The organism is Bacillus sp. FJAT-42315 (genome assembly GCF_002797375.1).
In the GTDB taxonomy this organism is placed as follows: domain Bacteria; phylum Bacillota; class Bacilli; order Bacillales; family Domibacillaceae; genus Bacillus_CE.
This window is the reverse complement of record NZ_KZ454941.1, coordinates 3,208,187-3,224,788: the sequence shown is the minus strand read 5'-3', so window position 1 is coordinate 3,224,788 and position 16,602 is coordinate 3,208,187. Positions and strand designations below refer to the sequence as shown.

Here is a 16,602-nt window from a genome sequence, read left to right as displayed (position 1 = left end):
TATTTGAACGGGTATCTAATTATATTCATGAATACTATTATGAAAGTCATACAATAGCAGCGCTTGCAGAACAAAATCACGTGAATCGAAATCGACTTTCTTACGTATTTAGAAGACATGCAGGTATGGGACCAGCAGAATATTTATTAAAATATCGTTTAACATAATCCGAGAGAAGTCCTCTTCCTCACGGAGCGTGAAGGGCACAGTCCAGCGAGTAGGGAGGGGATGAATCTCGGTTCGGCACAGCCGAAAAGCGTTTCGTTGAGGACCGGCCGAACTTTGTCGAAAGAAAAAAGGATGAAAATTTCCATTTACCATTTATGGGAACATACATTCGTTTTATAATGATGACAAAGGAGGGGATCTCATGTATCTAACGTTGAAAACGGGCTTTTCAGCGCCACAGTCCACGTTTCAACAGTTATTTCACATACGTCGGCTCTGCGGAACGATTTGGAATGACTGTGTGCAGCTAGCTCGGTATTATTACCGGATTCACGGCAAGTGGATTAACAAAAGCAACCTTCAAGCTGAACTCAAAGGCTTGTATCCTCTTCACAGTCAGACGATCCAAGCGGTGTGCCACAAGTTTTTGCGTGCCCGAGAAGGAGTTCGCCAAGCAAGAAAAACAAATAAATCCATCCGATATCCATACAAAGAAAAATTCGTGTTTCATCCTAAATGGGTCGACAAATCTTTCGTGTTAGAAGGACGGAAACTGATACTTAGCTTAGGAAGATGGCAAGGAAAACAACAGACACCGCTCGTGTTGACGCTCGCCACGGTTCCAACTGGTGTGGTCAAAGAAGTAGAACTCGTCTATGACGGCCGATGGCATGCCTGTTTATCGTATGAAGACGGCATTAACCCTGTACCGATTCAAGACGGTCATACAGCTGCGATTGATCCAGGTGAGATTCATACGATTGCCGCCGTCAATACCAGTGGACAAGCCCTCGTGATTTCGGGCAGAAAGATGCGTAGCATTCACCGATTGCGAAATAAAAAAGTGAGAGAACTACAAATTCTCATGAGTCGGTGTCAAAAAGGATCGAGAAAATGGCGCCAATACAATCAAGCAAAAAAGTACATTCTCTCCAAAAGTGAACGACAGCTAGGGGATCTCCTACATAAGACGACTCGTGCTTTTGTGAACTGGTGCGTGGAACAAAAAGTCGGGCATGTCGCTCTTGGCGATGTGGAAGGCGTCCAGCGGCACACAAGCAAGCGAAACAAAAAACGAAAACGTACCCGTTCCAAACAAGTGAACCAAAAACTAAGCAACTGGAGTTTTGGAAAACTCACGAAACAGTTGGCCTATAAATTAGAAGCGGCTGGCGTCTCCTTATCGAAAGAAAACGAAGCTTATACGACGCAAGCATGCCCTGCTTGCGGAAAACGAAACAAAGTCCGTTCACGAAACTACCAATGCTCATGCGGCTATGAACGGCATCGGGACATCCACGGTGCATCGAATATCTTATCCGAGTATTTGTACGGGAAGTTTCGAGAAGTGATGCTGACCAGTGTCACGTATCTACGTCCTATACAGGCGTAGTAGATGGGCAGAACCGCCCCAGGGAGAATGTTCTCTCTGTTGCTTACGGTGGCAGCAAGCTGTCGAGAGATATCTTGCGTCAAGACCACTGCTTCCGTATGGGAGCGTCAGTCCCTGAGAAAGACGAGGGTGTCGCGTACACCTATGGACATTGTCCAGCTTCTAATATCGAGGGGATCGACAAGAAACCTCCACCTAAGAGTGCGAAGCGATAGGTGGGGGAGGTTCATATACCGGTCATATCCGACTAGCTCCAAAAGAAGTGATGATGACATTATTTGGTCAAGGGACAAATCGGCAAGAATTAATTTTATTTGATTTTCGTTTGCCTCGTATGGTCATTGCGTTATTAGTTGGAATGGGATTGGCAGTATCTGGAGCGGTGTTGCAAGGAATCGTTCGTAACCCATTAGCCGATCCTGGTATCATCGGTATTAATGCAGGAGCTGGCTTAGCTGTCATGTTATTTATTTCGTTCTTTTCGACAACGACAGCTGCTCCCGTATTTATGATGCCCATTCTAGCTTTTGTGGGGGCTGGAGGTGCAGCTATTGCCATTTACATACTCTCCTATAAACGAAATGAAGGAATATCACCGATTCGCCTCATTTTAACAGGAGTGGCGATTGCGGCGGGAACTAGTGCACTCACAATCGTTTTGACGTTAAAGCTTGACCCTGAAAGATATCAATTTTTAGCTACTTGGTTGGCCGGAAGTATTTGGGGTTCCAATTGGACATTTGTACTTGCTATATTACCTTGGTTAGTTATATTAATTCCATTTGTTTATTCGAAATCTTCTGTCCTTAATGTTCTGAATTTAGGAGATGAAACAGCGATTGGTCTCGGTGCTAATTTGGAGAAAGAAAGACGGGTGTTGTTAGCTGCAGCTGTTGGAATGGCGGCGGCCAGTGTTTCTATCAGTGGTGGTATTGGATTTGTCGGTCTCATTGCTCCTCACTTAACAAGGCGGTTGGTAGGCAATAAACATGAATATGTCATTCCAATCTCCGCTATGGTAGGTGCATTATTGTTGCTTGTTGCTGATACGATTGGTCGCTGGATTATGCAACCTTCTGAAATTCCTGCTGGTATCGTAGTAGCCGTGATTGGTTCACCATACTTCTTATATTTACTAGCTAAGTTAAAAGATTAATATCAGTTATCGGTTGGTTATTTAACTGCACTGAATTAATAATGAGTGGACAAGGCAACGGGTAGCTTGTCCACTCATTATTTTTAGAGCGGGACGAGGGAACTATCCCTTATTTAATAATTTTCTTTAAGCGTCCCGCCAGTGGTAAGACGATGATCCCAGCGATGACGATTTGCATGACGTTTCCTGGGATGGAGCCGAATGGCTGGATCCAGTTGCCATAAAGGATGACTTCAGCGAAATAGTAGCCGACGACTTTGATCATCAGTGCAGCGACAATGGCAAGTGTGTAAACGACGACTCTTTTGCCAGGCATTTTTTCAGAGATAAGCCCAGCTGTATAGCCCATTGCGCCTACGATGACGAATGTAAACGGAGCCCATATGGTCCAGCCGGAGATAAGATCGAATAAGGCCATTCCGAAAGCGCCTGCGATGGCTCCGGTTTTTCTACCGTAAACGAACGCGGCGATAAAGAGAGGGACATTTCCGAGATGGATGAGCCCTCCGTTACCCATAATAGGGAGCCTGATGTTAATGAACATGGTCGCTACTAGGGTCAATGTGATAAAAAGTGCATTGATGACGAGGGTTCTTGTTTTCGCCTTCGTCGCACCTGGCGATGAGAATGTTGAATCCATGCGATAACCTCTTTCTTTAAAAGTGTACTATAACCATAGAACTTCACTGCTTTAGCAGTGAAAGCGGTTAGATATTATCATACTCTTAATTAGATACTTAATAAATACCTAATCTTATTTATTTATGCAGGTATACGAGTGCACTGTCACTTGTGTTAGTGTGAATATTTTTGAAATATAAGAAAATTTAGGAGGATGGGTTTGAGGATAGAAAAGAAATGTTACAGAAGAGCTTCCAAACTCTATAGATCTATGAATTTTGAAGTGTTCCATTTTAACTAATTTTAAGATTTGATGTGTATAATCAAGAAAAGGGAAAGAAGTTTTCAAGGTTCGCTACAGATTGATCGCCGTGTGCTTCTATGATTGAAATGGGAGCAACGGATTATGTAACTGTCCAACTAGATTTATCTGCATTGGAGTAAGTATGAGGGGGACGAGGGACCTGTCCCTTCGTCCCTTTTTAACACATTACAATAATTTTATAGGGCGTGGTTTGGGCTGGAATGCTTTTGGTGGTGGGTCCATACACAACGAGTAGATTTCTGTTTGCAAGGTTGTGGGTGAACGGTTGGTCATTTGGCAATAATAGTAGTGTATAGCTGGAAAGATTTAATTTTAATTGCCCGTCGCTACTGATCAGCTGATTGTTGAAATAGTCTACCTTTACATTTTGATAAGGGGTATCTTTTACGATAATAATGGCTTGGTATTGAGGTGGATAAATAAGAGGTACAGCTGCATTTGCATCGTAAAATCCAGTGACCCGGTCTCCTATTGTGACGGCTACATGGTGTAAGAAGTATGTGGTAGGGCTGATGACGAAATTGACAATCACCCCATCATCATTTGTGATAGTCATTAATTTATAACACCCTGTCAACTCTTCATTTGCATCTACTTTAAAATCGCGAATCATCGTAACTGTGCCATAAAAAGACTTGAATTTTCGCATGTTGTTCCTCCGTTATAGATCGAAATAAAAAAACTATTCATTGTTAGAATATGATCATAACAAACAGATATGACGACAAGCTCCTTTTCCTTCATTATTTTTGTAAGTCTATTCAGTTTGGCTTTTATTTACATTTATTTTCTGTTTCTTATACAATAGTATTAGAGAAGCTATATCCCCTTTTTAAGGCGAAATGTAAACTAGGAGAATGCTATGAAGAATATTAAGCTTAGTCGAGTATTTTTATTATTTATGTTGCTGGTTTTTTCAATAGAAGGTGTTGGTTCTGCTCAATCTTTTCACGATCAGTCGGATGTGGTTAGTAAGGTAGGAGAAAGTAGTCAATCCGTACAGTTGCAAGAGGCGGGGCTATTCGATGGTCTATCGGATATATTAAATGATCTAGAAGGCCTCCTCGACATATTCAATGATTTAGAAGAGCTATGGAGTGAGCTAACTAGTGTGATAGATGTATCTAGTATAGTTAATGATCTATTAGCTTTCGTTGATGCTTTCATGGAGCAGCCTGTTCATGAAGTGACTCTCGTTCAAGAGATTCCAGACCAATCAATAAGAATTGGAAAAACATTGGAGTTAGATCTGGGGAAATATTTCAGTGGCCCTGATGAAAATGAGAAATTAACTTTTACCACGACAGCAGGAAAAATTGATGGACAGACATGGAGCTATTCTGCCAATGAAAACACAGCGATGGATATTAAGGTTACCGCAACGGACTTTAAGAGTAGGCAAGTGAGCTCGACGTTTCAGGTGGCTGTAGAGCAAGACCCGATTCATGAAGACTCCTTATACAGTGCGATTTATCAGGCGTTGATTCATATTGAGCCAGAAGTAAATGTGAGTCGGTTTACGACGGATAGTGAAGAAGGATGGAATGCGCTTCAAGAAGTTCTCAAAGACCATCCAGAAATTTATTACTTTAGCTTTGAAGGTAGTCTATTTTGGAGCGACGGTCGCTTTGAGTTAAAGTATAGATTTCCAAAATCGAAAATAGTACAAATGAATAAGGAGTTAGAACAAAAGGCAGCTGAAATCATCGCTAACAATATTCGTGCGGATATGAGTGATTTCGATAAAGTCAAAGCGATTCATGATTATATCGTCTTAAATACAGCGTATGATTATGAGAATTATCAAAAGAACACGATTCCAGAGGCATCCTACGATATATATGGATTGTTAATTAACGGAGTAGCTGTGTGTGAAGGCTATACGGAATCGATGATCTATTTACTGAATAAAATAGGGATCGACAGCTTATATGTGACGGGTGTAGGAGGAGGAGAAAACCACGCTTGGAACAAGGTGAAAATAAATGGTGCTTGGTATAATGTTGATGCTACGTGGAATGATCCAGTGCCGAATCAAAAAGGTTATATAGGCGATGGATACTTTTTAATTTCCGATCGTCAGTTGGCGAAAGACCATTCATGGGATGACTCGAAGCTACCAGATGCACCAGAGACATGGAATTAATAAATATGAAGAGGGTGATGCTCAACATTTGTTTTGTTGAATATCACCCTCTTCTAGTTAGTGGGACGAGGGACCTGTCCCTGTGTCCCGCTAGCGCAATTTTCGTATTCTAAAGTTCCCTTCAAGTAGTACCCAATTTTGTGGGAATGGGTAGCCGAGTACCCAGTAGCTAATTCCGTGCAAGTTGTAGTCTTTTGCTAAGTCAAATTTGGCCTGGGCGCTGCGGGCATCTTCAAACCATACTTCGTGCTGGCGGCCTTTTTCGTCCCAATAGCGGTAAAATGGTGATTGTGATGTTTTGTCGTATTGAATGACAGCATTGTATTTGACTGCTCGACGAATCGCTTCTTGCATATCGAATGTTTGAGCTTCTTGGCCCTTCACGTGGGGGAGGAGCCAGTCGCGAGCGTACACTTGGAAGCCGAGAAAAATTTTATTTCTTGGAATCACTTTGACGGCATAATCAACAACACGCTTCATTTGATTGAGCGGGGAGATCGCCTGTGGAGGGCCGAAGCGATAGCCCCATTCGTATGTCATTAATACGACAAAATCAACAATTTTTCCTTGAGCGGCGTAATCATGAGCTTCATATAATAGTCCTTTTTGTTCGGAGCTTGTTTTCGGTGCCACAGCGGTTGAAACGGAATATCCTTTCGGGCGTAAACGATCTACGGCACGCTGTAAAAATTGATTATACAGTTCACGATCAGCTGGATACACATTTTCGAAGTCGACATTTAATCCAATGTATCCCTTCTTTTTCATCGTGTTTTCGATGTTAGTCAATAATCGATTTTGCACGTCTGTACTTGAAAGAATCGTATGGGCCAAACGTGATCCAGGGTCCTTGCTTGTAAAATTGGTGATGCACATTAACGGAGCCACCCTTTTCGCTTGAGCGGCTTGCAAGATAGGGCCATCATCAATCGCCTCTAGATTGCCATCTGCTTTCATGATATAGGAAAAAGGGGAGACGTAAGTTAAATAATCACCTACCTCCTGAACTTCTTTCCCTCCTTGTTCGCCTTTATTGATCGTGTAGGCATTGACATCAATAACTGGTTTAGGGAAAGGAATGACAAGAACCGTTCCTTGAGAAACCTGATTGGGGTTTTGAATTTGATTAGCCTTCATAATTTCTTGAACTGTTATACCGTAGCGTTGAGCAATTTGCTGTAAGCTTTCGCCGCGCTGAACAGTATGCATCCGAGCTGGAATGGATAACACCATCCCCGGATTGAGACTAGCCGTATTGCTTATACCGTTTAATTGAGCAATCGCTGCAACACTCACCCCATATTTCTGCGCAATCTGCCATAATGATTCCCCCGACCGAACCGTGTGGCGACGAGTAGCAATCGGAATAATAATCGACTGACCAATAACTAATTGATTAGGATTAGGAAGCCCATTGGCGGCAATAATTTGTGCAACACTCACCCCATAACGCTTACTTATACTCCATAACGTCTCTCCTCTTTTTACCACATGAATAATCATGAATACCTCCTCGGGGACAGGTCCCTTGTCCCTTTTTTGCATATTTTCCATTAAGCGTTTGGCGGTCTCTCTAAAGCTTTCGTGTTCCATCGCACACTAATAAATAAAAGATCTCCCTAAAAGGTATGAGCAAATGAGGCTCGTTATACATTTAGTGGGCCGAGTGGACAGGTCCCTTGTCCCACGGTGGAACTTTTTCCTATTTCATTCGTATATAAGGTAAGAGAAAAGGTACTTTAGGGAAAGTGGTGATTGAATTGAAATTGTTTTTGTGCGTGTTATTTTTCAGTGTGATTGGCTATTATAGTTATCAGTTTATTCGGGTGTTACTGAAGATGAATCAGGATGTCGTGTTTCCGGTGACAAATGAAGAGTTTCAAACGTTAAGAAAATATCCTGAGAAGGCTGTCGAGCTACCGACGTTTTCTAAGCAAAAAAGCGGGATTATTCTATATTCTTTCATCCTAGTATTTGTACTGGTTATGTTTATTTTAGGACTATTTATAAAAGGTTTTGATTGGTTTTTCTTTCTATTAGTGTTCTTGCCGTTTACACACTCGGACAATTTATTAAATATGTTTGCGGTAGTTGAAGGTGGATTACTAAGTGGAAATCGCTTCATTCCTTGGGGGAAAATAAAGTCATTTCAGTTTGTAACGATTACGATGGATCACAGATTTTACGGTTTTGATAAAGAAGTGAATGCGGGATATGAATTGGTCATTAAGACAAGCTTCTTTTCCTCAAGTTGTGTCGTGACTTCGGAGGAGATGAAGGAGAAGTTGACGGTGGTATTGAGTGAGCATGTACTAATGAATAAGGAAAAGGATGTACACATTGAAGAAAGTCATTAGAAAAGGAGAATTGAAAGCCATGGAACAATCAACAAGCAAAGTCTGTGTCATCACAGGCGGAACGGGCGGCATCGGTTATCATCTTTCACTAGGGTTTCATAAAGCGGGATATCAGGTGATTACTCTAGATATTAAGCAGCATAAGCCTTTGGAAGAGGGTATTGATTTTATCGAAATAGATGTGGGCAAGCAGGCGGACATCCATCGCGCGTTTGAGCAGATTACAGATAAGTACGGAGCGGTACACGTGCTCATCAATAATGCCGCTATTTCTACTTTTTCCAAGCATATATCGGACATTTCTGTTGAGGAGTTTGATGCAGTGATCGATGTTAATTTGCGTGGCAGTTTTATTTGTGCGAAAGAGTTTATCCAAGCAAATAGCGGACAAGCCTATGGCCGCATCATTAATATCGCTTCGACGAGATGGGATCAAAACGAAGCGGATTGGGAAGCTTATGGTGCGTCTAAAGGCGGGCTCGTGTCCTTGACTAACACATTGGCTGTTTCTCTTAGTGACACACCAATTACCGTCAATGCAGTGAGCCCCGGCTGGATACAAGTAGAAGGGTATGAAGAGCTGTCGAAGGAGGGTCATGCTCAGCATCCATCTGGACGTGTCGGTAAGCCTCGGGATATCATCAATGCTTGCTTATTTTTAGCCGATGAGCAAAATGACTTTATCAATGGGCATAATTTAGTGGTCGATGGTGGGATGACGAAGAAGATGGTTTATGAGGGGTAATGAACATAGTAGAACAACAAAAAGGCAGTTCGGTGAGAGCTGCCTTTTTTGTTGTTCGTAAATTTATGTCATCGCCTTAACAAATATTTTACATTTCTATATGTTATTTCATGGATATCTATATTATACTATTTAGGAAATATGAACCATCATTTTCCTGAGAAATGTGAAATATTTATACTTGTTTCATAAGAACCAAAGTGAGAAATTTTTTTAAAAAGTTTTCCTTAAGTACATAATATGTCCAAGAGACTATGTATCATAAAGACATAGCTTGAGCTTACATAACTCAATAAAAGTGAAGGTGTGACCAATGGATAAACAAGAAAATCAAACACATCGCATTTTGTCGATGTATGACCGTTTGTGTAAAGGGCATGTACTAACGAAGAAAACAGAAGTAGATGAATTTCAAGTTGGAGAAAAGACGATTCAGCGTGACCTCGATAGTATTCGTGCCTTCCTTGAAAGGGAGAAAATCAATCAGCATCTAGAATATGATCGAAAGCAGAAAGGCTATAAACTCGTCATGGAAGGTGCTCCTTATTTACAAAACGAGGAAATACTCGCGATGGTCAAAGTGCTTATTGAATCGAGGGCCTTTCCTAAAGATGATATGGAAGGACTTATCAACAAGCTAACGGACCTTGCCCAACCAGCCAATCAGGAATTCATCAAGAAGCTGATGTTAAATGAAAAGCATTTATATGTGGATCTGCAGCATAACCAGTCAATTTTCACCTTACTATGGCAACTAGCTGAAGCCGTTCATACGAAATGCTTAATTAATATCCGATATAAAAGAGAACACGATCCTGAAGATAGCGAACGAACGTTAAAACCGGTCGGCCTCATTTTTTCAGAGTATTACTTCTACTTAATCGCCTATCAAACGAAACGAGAACTCGACTTCCCAACCATTTATCGCGTCGATCGTATCACCGCCTGCCATGTCACCGAAGAACATTTCAAAGTACCATATACGGACCGTTTCCAAGAAGGCGAGTTTCGTAAACGTATCCAATTCATGCACGCCGGTGAACTGATGACGATTAAATTCCGATTTACTGGACCATCTCCACAAGCCGTACTCGACCGCTTGCCGACTGCTCGAATTGTGTCAAAAAATGATCATGGTGTTGTCTTTGAAGCAGAAGTATTCGGGCATGGCATTAAGATGTGGCTGCTAAGTCAGGGAGAGTTTGTGGAGGTGTTAGGGCCTAAAGAGTTGAGAGGTGCGATGGAGAAGAGCGTTCAGGGGATGGTGCGGAAGTATCAGTAAATGGGTGCTAAATATTTTATAAAGTAATGTTGAGGAGAATTGTTATGTTTAAAAAAGTGGTTGCTGGCATAAGTATTGCCATGCTATTAACAGCTTGTGGTACAAAACAAGATGCAGGAAATGAAGACTACGAGAAAAATATACAAAAAGGACTAGACGCTGTAGCAGAAGATAACTTTGGGAAAGCCGAAGTGTTATTTGAATTTGCGTTAGATGCCCGACCAAGTGATCAAAGTGCCAAAGCATATTTAGAACAAGTGGTATTAATTCAACAGGCAAATGAAGATGTAGAAGATAATAAAGTGAAAGAAGCACTGAAATCTTTAGAAAGTGCCATTGAATATAAAGAAGGTTCCAAAGTGATCAGCGCCAAAGCAGAGGAACAGAAAAAATCAATCAGCAGTTTACAGCAACAACAAGAAAAATACACAAAAATATTAGAAGAAGCCAAAGTTTTAAATGAAGACTCTAAATTTGAAGAGTCTAATAATAAAATAGACGAGTTATTAACCGAAGATTTAAGCCACTTTAATGATATCAAACTAGCAGCAGAAAAATTAAAAGAAGAAAACAGTGCTGCAGAAGAAAAAACAGAATCAGAACAAAACATAGCTAATGTAGATGAAAAATCTAAACCAACTCAATCAGAAGAGGACCCATACGATCCATACGAATGGGCACCTGGAATAAAAACTCAATTTGAAGATGACATGATAAAAAGCGGTTACATAGATTCACCAGATAATATTAGGTATGAAGAAGCTGGAATTTTTAATAACCAAGGCTATCTTTCAGTATTTACCGTGATTGATGGAGTAGAGTACAGAGTTGTTGGTGTGAATGTGAAGACTGGGGATTATCATGGGTGATTGGTTGTAGAAGTAAAAGGGAGGAATGAAATATGGAACATCAAAAATTAAATGTTGCAATTATTGGCCAAAGTGGGGTTGGAAAAAGTTCATTAATTAATTACATTTTTGGAGAAGAAGTTCGTGATGCTGGTGTAGGAAAACCTGTTACTGAGCAAGGTTTTCATGAGCAAGAGATAGTGCTTGACGGAATACCTATTACAATGTATGACTCGTGGGGATTAGAAGCAGATAATGCGTGTTGATTAACCAAATTCAGAAAGATTTCTCCTGTCATGGTCAAAGTAGTGATACAGAAATAAGACCAGTTGGTCCGGGTTAACCGTGATCGAAAATTTCTCTTCAAGAACGTGCTTTAAAATCCGTGTATTCCAACTGGTTTTGCAGCCATACCCTTCTTCAACTGGTGTGCTGTGTTCCATCATTCGCCTGAGTTCAGTTTCTTGTTTGGCTGACACAAGGGCCTGGTGAATACTCGCGATGAAGCAGGGAGTTCATTCCGCCTTGTTTGATTCTTTTTTACATATTCTGAGATTGTTTCCCGATGAATGTTCAACAACTCGGTTACTTCGATGGCGTAGTAGCCTTGCATAATAAGACGCAAGACCGTCACTCGTTTCGCCATCGAAGCCTTTTTGATCCTTTCCTCATTTCCATCCGATCCTTGGATCTTCTTTTAGGAGCAGTATGGACAAAAAAGGCCATTTTTATGGTGGGAAATTAAGCTTGATTTATATATGTTATTGATGCAGAAATTTTAGAATTATAATTTCTAAGAATGCTGTTTAAGATTTTTTATTTAAAAATATTACTATAATACTAGTTTTAAATTAGATGGAAGAGAGGGTTTGTGGTGCAAAATAGTATTGAACTTCTTGAAAAAAAAATAAAAAGCCTTAAATCATTAGAGTTTTTGTATAAAGAAGAATACAAAAATTTTATTTATAGAACAAATGAAATAGAACAACAAATAAATGACCGCGAATTTATTATTACTGTTGTAGGGGAATTTAGTGCGGGGAAGTCGACTTTCTTAAATGCATTAATAGGGAAAGATGTATTACCGCACGCCGTTCGAGAAACGACAGCATCAGTAACATACATAAAAAATGTACCAGAGAATCATCCGAAATGTAATAAAATTGTTATTAATTTTTATGATGAGCGTCTTTCTGTAGAGTTAGATTTTATTAATGATCCTAATATTTTACGCAATTATGTTACAACAATGGCAGATTCCATAGATGTAGTAAACGAGGTAGAATCGGTCAATATTTATTTGAAATTTCCATATACAGACGATCCAATAGTGTTTATTGATACACCTGGGTTAAATGGTATGGCTGAAGGGCATTATGAGCGAACTTTACAAGAGATACAAAGAGCTCATGCAAGTATTTATTTATTCCATATACGAGGGTTATCGAAATCAAATGTTGAGCTATACCAGTTATTAAAACAATACCAGTCTTCGCTTATTTTTGTTATGAACTTTATTGACGAGTTAAGAGCTTCTGAAGGTGAGACAGTTGAAGGAAAGATAGAAGAGCTTAGACGAGATTTGGTGAAAATAGGAGTGGATAAAGATATTCCTATTTTTGGTATTTCTTCATTGCGTGCTCTTGCAGGAAAAGACAAAAAGATTAACCGTCTGTATTCAACGGATGTTGAAGACATTAAAGATGAAGAACGTTCTAAATTAATCGATAGTTCAAGATTCCCACTTTTCGAGAATCATTTATGGGCTCATGTATTAAAGCAAGAACAACAAAATATGAAAAATGAAAATCTCAATCAAAAAATTAAGAAATTATACTTAGATATTCGTGAAGAACTTCTAGATTTAAAGGATGCTTATACAGTTGAAGTGAATCATGAAGAACGAATCATTATTGAAGATCGCATAAAAAAATTAAAAGAGTTTAAAATAGAAAATTGGAACAATGTTGAAAATTTTTTAATAAGTGAACGTGGAGACATTATTGAAGATAGCCGTAAAGAAATTCCTACAAGCTTTGAACCGATCAAGCAACAATTACAAGAGTATATTAATGGTTTATCAGCGAATGATTTGGAAAACGGTCAACTATTAGAGGGTAAAATAAAGAAAAAAATTTCAAATGAGCTAGTAATGGTTACGAATAACTACTCGAAAGATTTTGTCATTTTGTTAGAAGCTGCTTATCAAGGTGCTATTCTAAAGATAAAAAGCTATCACCCAAAAATAGAGATTAAAAAAGGGGATACAAATATTAAATTGACCTTTGTTAAAAATGATATGAATAATATTGGCGTTAAAGGTATTATTGGAAAAATTCATAAAAAACGTGAAGACCAGCAAAGGATGTTAGAAAATCAACAAGAAGTACAATTTCAAATTTCAATGCAAAAGCAAGAACAACAAAGTATCGAACGCAATAAAAAAAATGTTAAGAGTGAACTGCAATCTGTCATGCAACAAGAAAAAACGGAAATTAATCGGTTAGGAAGAATGCCGGATGTTCGTTCATATTCTGTTGAAGTTCCTTATGAGGTTACGAGATCAATAGTAAATCCAATAAGATGGTTTGGTAATAAGACAAAGACAGAATATCGAACGGAATATAGACCAGATGATAGTGATCGACGTGCATGGCTTAGTAGACGAGAACAAATCCAAAGGGATTATAGCAACAAACGTAACTCGTTAAAAGTGCAAGAAAAGACCTACTCAGATCGAATTGCGAAGCTAGAAAATGAACAGTTGGACAATGAAGTGCGATTAGATCAATATCGACGTCAGTTACAATCATTAAAGAATGAAATTGTTATGCTAGAGAAGGAGCATAAAGAAATTTTCGAAAAAAATAAGCGTGCATTTGAAAAACTACAAAGAACGAATTTACGCAATCAAGTTACGGATTATTTAGAAACAGAAGTAGCTGAGTACTTAGAAAAAGAGTTAAAACGCAACATTAAAAATGCTTTTGACGATATTTGGAAACTTGCAAAAAATGAATACAATTCTTCTTATGATCTTTATTTAAACAAATTAAATGCATTACTCAAACAAAATGAAATAATTATAGAGCCTCCAGAATTGAAAATGATTCGAACTGCGCTAAAAGATATCGAGCGTGAGATGAAAGTAAGTTAACAATATACAAGGGAGGATGGACTAAAAATGACAAATGAAGTATTACAACAGTTTGAACAACGAAAAAGTCGCTTATTAGAAGTACTAGATGATACAAAAAGATATTTTGATGAATATGAGGAATATGAAAAATCTAAAAGTTTTGAAGTGCTAAGTAATAACTTAAAAGACGGAGAATTCTCAATTGTTGTTGTTGGAGAATTTAGTGCTGGGAAGTCTACGTTTTTAAATGCATTAATGGGTGAAAAGCTTTTACCATCTTTTACAAGTGAAACAACTGCAACGATTAACTATTTAAAGCATTTAAAAAAATCACCAAATGGCCGTCAGTTAGAAGTACGTTATAAAGATACAAATCGTCAAGTAGAATATGGGGATGCGACAGAAGTAGATATTAAGAGGTTTGTATCTACTGCCAGTGATAAAAATGTCGCCAGAGAAATTGAATCAGTAACGCTTTATCTAGATTCTCCTTTATTAGATAAAGGGGTTATGCTTGTTGATAGTCCGGGCTTAAACGGAATCCGTAAAGGGCATGCAGAGGTAACAGAGCGTCAAATTGAACGTTCACATGCTTGTATTTACATGTTTACAGCTGCGCAACCTGGATCACAAACAGATTTTGAAATTTTAGCTCAACTTACAAAGAAATTTAATACTATTTTCCTTGTGCTAAACCAAATTGATAAAATTAAAAAGTCAGAGGAGGCAGTTGAGGAAGTTATTGAACGTTTAGTAGAAAGTTATTCTACATATTTCCCAGATTATCCGCTACCAGAGTTTTTACCTTTAGCTGCTTACCCAGCCTTAGTTGCTCGTAGCTCAAAATCAATGGAATATCCAGATAACTCAGGGAAAGAAGATCATACACTTGAAGAACGGGCTGAGATTTTAGAAAACTCTCGTATCGTATCCTTTGAAAATCGTCTATGGAAATTCTTGACTGAAGGTCAAAAAACACTTGAGGAAATGATTACACCTGCTCAAACAGTTGTACATGAATTAACGAAACGAAAGAATGAGATCGAAGAGTTTTTTGAGAATATTGAAAACCTACGAGATTCAGAAGAAATTGAACAAAGCATTGCTCATACGGAAGTAGAAATAGCGAACATCCGTCAAAAACTTGAAGCGCAGAGTGAAGAAATTAATTCGGAAGTTAGAGAAATCATTTTAGATTTAGAAAACTCGGTTAAAGCAAAAGCCGAATTTTTACGGGAAAAATATGAAGGTAAAATTCAAGAGATTAACGACTTAGATGATGTTGAAGACACAGTTTCACGTCTTCAAAAAAATTTAACAAGAGAATATTGTGACATCGTAGAAGATATGGATCATGAATTTAGCGAACAATTGAACCGTAAAATTCGTGCTAAATATCGTGAAATTGCAACGGCATTAAATAAAGAACTTAAAACAGCAAACTCAACAAATAGTAAATTAACATTAAACAATTTTGAGCTGGATATGCAAAACTTACAAGTAGATTTATCGAAATATGATGAAGAAACTGAAGAGATTGAAAAGAGAATGGAAGAGCTTGAGAACAAGCTAATTAGTAACGATGCACGAAAGGTTGAAATCCGCCGTGCGGAACGTGAAATTAGCCGTCTTGAAAAACAAAAAGCTGAACTGAAAGAACAAGCAATGTTTGAGGTTCAACTTTTAGGTAGTCGACCAGAAGTCCAAACGATTACGAAAAGTCGCGAAGTAGAAGTTGAACGTAGAGGGTTATTTGGAAAAATAGCAAAAGCGTTTGTTGGAAATAAGACACGTACAGAGCAACGTACTGAAAATGATAACTCAGCACAAAAAATTTACGATCAAAAACAAGATGAAATTCGTAACAAAATTAAACTAGAAGAACAAGAGTTAAAGGAACGAATGAATAATTACGAAAAGAACTTATCAATGAGTTCTGTAGATTTAGAAATTGAACGCAAACAAATTGAACGACAAAAACAACTGTTAGAAGAGCGTCGATTAAAATACATCGATGAGTATAAAGAAAAATTCGATAGAGAGAATGTTCGTTTTTTACGTCGATTACATTCAGATCTCGGTGATTATTTAAATGAAATGCGAAGTGATGTCGTTAAGGAACTCCGTAATCAATTAGAGGGGAAAGAACAAGTATTTGTAAAAATCATTTTAACAGCAGTAGAAAAACAATTTAGTGCTCAAATAAATGAAAAACAACAGCAATTAAACAACTTGAAAGAAATGCTGGAATCTTCCCAAACAGAACAAGCAAATAAAAAGAAAGCTCTAGCTGAGGAATTAGAATTGATTGAGCAAATTGCTATGAAAGCTGTCACTATTTTATCTGAATTAGAAAGTATTAAACCAGATACAATCAAAAACATTTCAAAGCAAGTTGTAAATAGTTAAGGAGGCGATTTGT

General features: G+C 38.5%; 12 protein-coding genes and 2 pseudogenes. 11 read left to right on the top strand and 3 right to left on the bottom strand.

The window, feature by feature from the left end:
* From CEF22_RS15750 to CEF22_RS15740, 3 genes and pseudogenes are all read left to right on the top strand, one after another.
* Nucleotides 1-161, top strand: a pseudogene (locus CEF22_RS15750) (helix-turn-helix domain-containing protein); the annotation flags it as partial.
* A gap of 209 nt (nt 162-370) precedes the next feature.
* Entirely contained in the window at nt 371-1,561 is a 1,191-nt protein-coding gene (locus tag CEF22_RS15745) for an RNA-guided endonuclease InsQ/TnpB family protein (protein WP_100403613.1), read from the top strand.
* Between the two features lie 232 nt (nt 1,562-1,793).
* A pseudogene (locus tag CEF22_RS15740) lies at nt 1,794-2,717 on the top strand (FecCD family ABC transporter permease); the annotation flags it as partial.
* Nucleotides 2,718-2,826: 109 nt separating this feature from the next.
* On the opposite strand, the gene CEF22_RS15735 reads toward CEF22_RS15740, so the two are convergent.
* Together CEF22_RS15735 and CEF22_RS15730 are read right to left on the bottom strand one after the other, a co-directional pair.
* Nucleotides 2,827-3,357 carry an ECF transporter S component gene (locus CEF22_RS15735; RefSeq protein ID WP_100403611.1) on the bottom strand — a complete coding sequence of 177 codons (531 nt, stop codon included), beginning with the start codon at nt 3,355-3,357 and terminating at the stop codon, nt 2,827-2,829.
* Between the two features lie 463 nt (nt 3,358-3,820).
* Entirely contained in the window at nt 3,821-4,312 is a 492-nt protein-coding gene (locus tag CEF22_RS15730) for a hypothetical protein (RefSeq protein ID WP_100403610.1), read from the bottom strand.
* A 213-nt stretch (nt 4,313-4,525) separates the two neighbouring features.
* Between CEF22_RS15730 and CEF22_RS15725 the strand changes: the two genes are divergently transcribed.
* Nucleotides 4,526-5,809, top strand: a complete 1,284-nt coding sequence (locus CEF22_RS15725; RefSeq protein ID WP_100403609.1) for a transglutaminase domain-containing protein — start codon at nt 4,526-4,528, stop codon at nt 5,807-5,809.
* Between the two features lie 90 nt (nt 5,810-5,899).
* On the opposite strand, the gene CEF22_RS15720 is transcribed toward CEF22_RS15725, so the two are convergent.
* The gene (locus tag CEF22_RS15720; RefSeq protein ID WP_100403608.1) at nt 5,900-7,312 is read right to left on the bottom strand and encodes a LysM peptidoglycan-binding domain-containing protein; all 1,413 of its coding nucleotides are present in this window, start codon (nt 7,310-7,312) and stop codon (nt 5,900-5,902) included.
* A gap of 257 nt (nt 7,313-7,569) precedes the next feature.
* Between CEF22_RS15720 and CEF22_RS15715 the strand changes: the two genes are divergently transcribed.
* The 7 genes from CEF22_RS15715 (at nt 7,570) to CEF22_RS15685 (ending at nt 16,589) form a co-directional block, all read left to right on the top strand.
* Nucleotides 7,570-8,166, top strand: a complete 597-nt coding sequence (locus tag CEF22_RS15715) for a hypothetical protein (protein WP_100403607.1) — start codon at nt 7,570-7,572, stop codon at nt 8,164-8,166.
* The gene (locus CEF22_RS15710; protein ID WP_232726145.1) at nt 8,150-8,911 is read left to right on the top strand and encodes an SDR family NAD(P)-dependent oxidoreductase; all 762 of its coding nucleotides are present in this window, start codon (nt 8,150-8,152) and stop codon (nt 8,909-8,911) included. The genes CEF22_RS15715 and CEF22_RS15710 overlap by 17 nt, the downstream gene beginning before the upstream one ends.
* A 313-nt stretch (nt 8,912-9,224) precedes the next feature.
* Nucleotides 9,225-10,193, top strand: coding sequence for a helix-turn-helix transcriptional regulator (locus CEF22_RS15705; protein ID WP_100403606.1), 969 nt, complete (start codon nt 9,225-9,227; stop codon nt 10,191-10,193).
* 44 nt (nt 10,194-10,237) lie between these two features.
* A complete protein-coding gene (locus CEF22_RS15700) occupies nt 10,238-11,062 on the top strand; it encodes a hypothetical protein (RefSeq protein WP_100403605.1) in 825 nt (274 codons plus the stop codon).
* 32 nt (nt 11,063-11,094) lie between these two features.
* The gene (locus tag CEF22_RS15695; RefSeq protein WP_100403604.1) at nt 11,095-11,307 is read left to right on the top strand and encodes a GTPase; all 213 of its coding nucleotides are present in this window, start codon (nt 11,095-11,097) and stop codon (nt 11,305-11,307) included.
* A 608-nt stretch (nt 11,308-11,915) separates the two neighbouring features.
* Nucleotides 11,916-14,198, top strand: a complete 2,283-nt coding sequence (locus tag CEF22_RS15690; RefSeq protein ID WP_157843253.1) for a dynamin family protein — start codon at nt 11,916-11,918, stop codon at nt 14,196-14,198.
* Nucleotides 14,199-14,225: 27 nt separating this feature from the next.
* On the top strand, nt 14,226-16,589 hold the full coding sequence (locus CEF22_RS15685) for a dynamin family protein (RefSeq protein WP_100403602.1): 2,364 nt from the start codon (nt 14,226-14,228) through the stop codon (nt 16,587-16,589).
* Nucleotides 16,590-16,602: the final 13 nt, after the last annotated feature.

Bases quoted from the DNA above. Each gene is read 5' to 3' on its own strand.
- CEF22_RS15745 (WP_100403613.1), top strand. From the start codon at position 371: ATGTATCTAACGTTGAAAACGGGCTTTTCAGCGCCACAGTCCACGTTT.
- CEF22_RS15725 (WP_100403609.1), top strand. From the start codon at position 4,526: ATGAAGAATATTAAGCTTAGTCGAGTATTTTTATTATTTATGTTGCTG.
- CEF22_RS15700 (WP_100403605.1), top strand. From the start codon at position 10,238: ATGTTTAAAAAAGTGGTTGCTGGCATAAGTATTGCCATGCTATTAACA.
- CEF22_RS15730 (WP_100403610.1), bottom strand. From the start codon at position 4,312: ATGCGAAAATTCAAGTCTTTTTATGGCACAGTTACGATGATTCGCGAT.
- CEF22_RS15685 (WP_100403602.1), top strand. From the start codon at position 14,226: ATGACAAATGAAGTATTACAACAGTTTGAACAACGAAAAAGTCGCTTA.
- CEF22_RS15735 (WP_100403611.1), bottom strand. From the start codon at position 3,357: ATGGATTCAACATTCTCATCGCCAGGTGCGACGAAGGCGAAAACAAGA.
- CEF22_RS15720 (WP_100403608.1), bottom strand. From the start codon at position 7,312: ATGATTATTCATGTGGTAAAAAGAGGAGAGACGTTATGGAGTATAAGT.
- CEF22_RS15695 (WP_100403604.1), top strand. From the start codon at position 11,095: ATGGAACATCAAAAATTAAATGTTGCAATTATTGGCCAAAGTGGGGTT.
- CEF22_RS15705 (WP_100403606.1), top strand. From the start codon at position 9,225: ATGGATAAACAAGAAAATCAAACACATCGCATTTTGTCGATGTATGAC.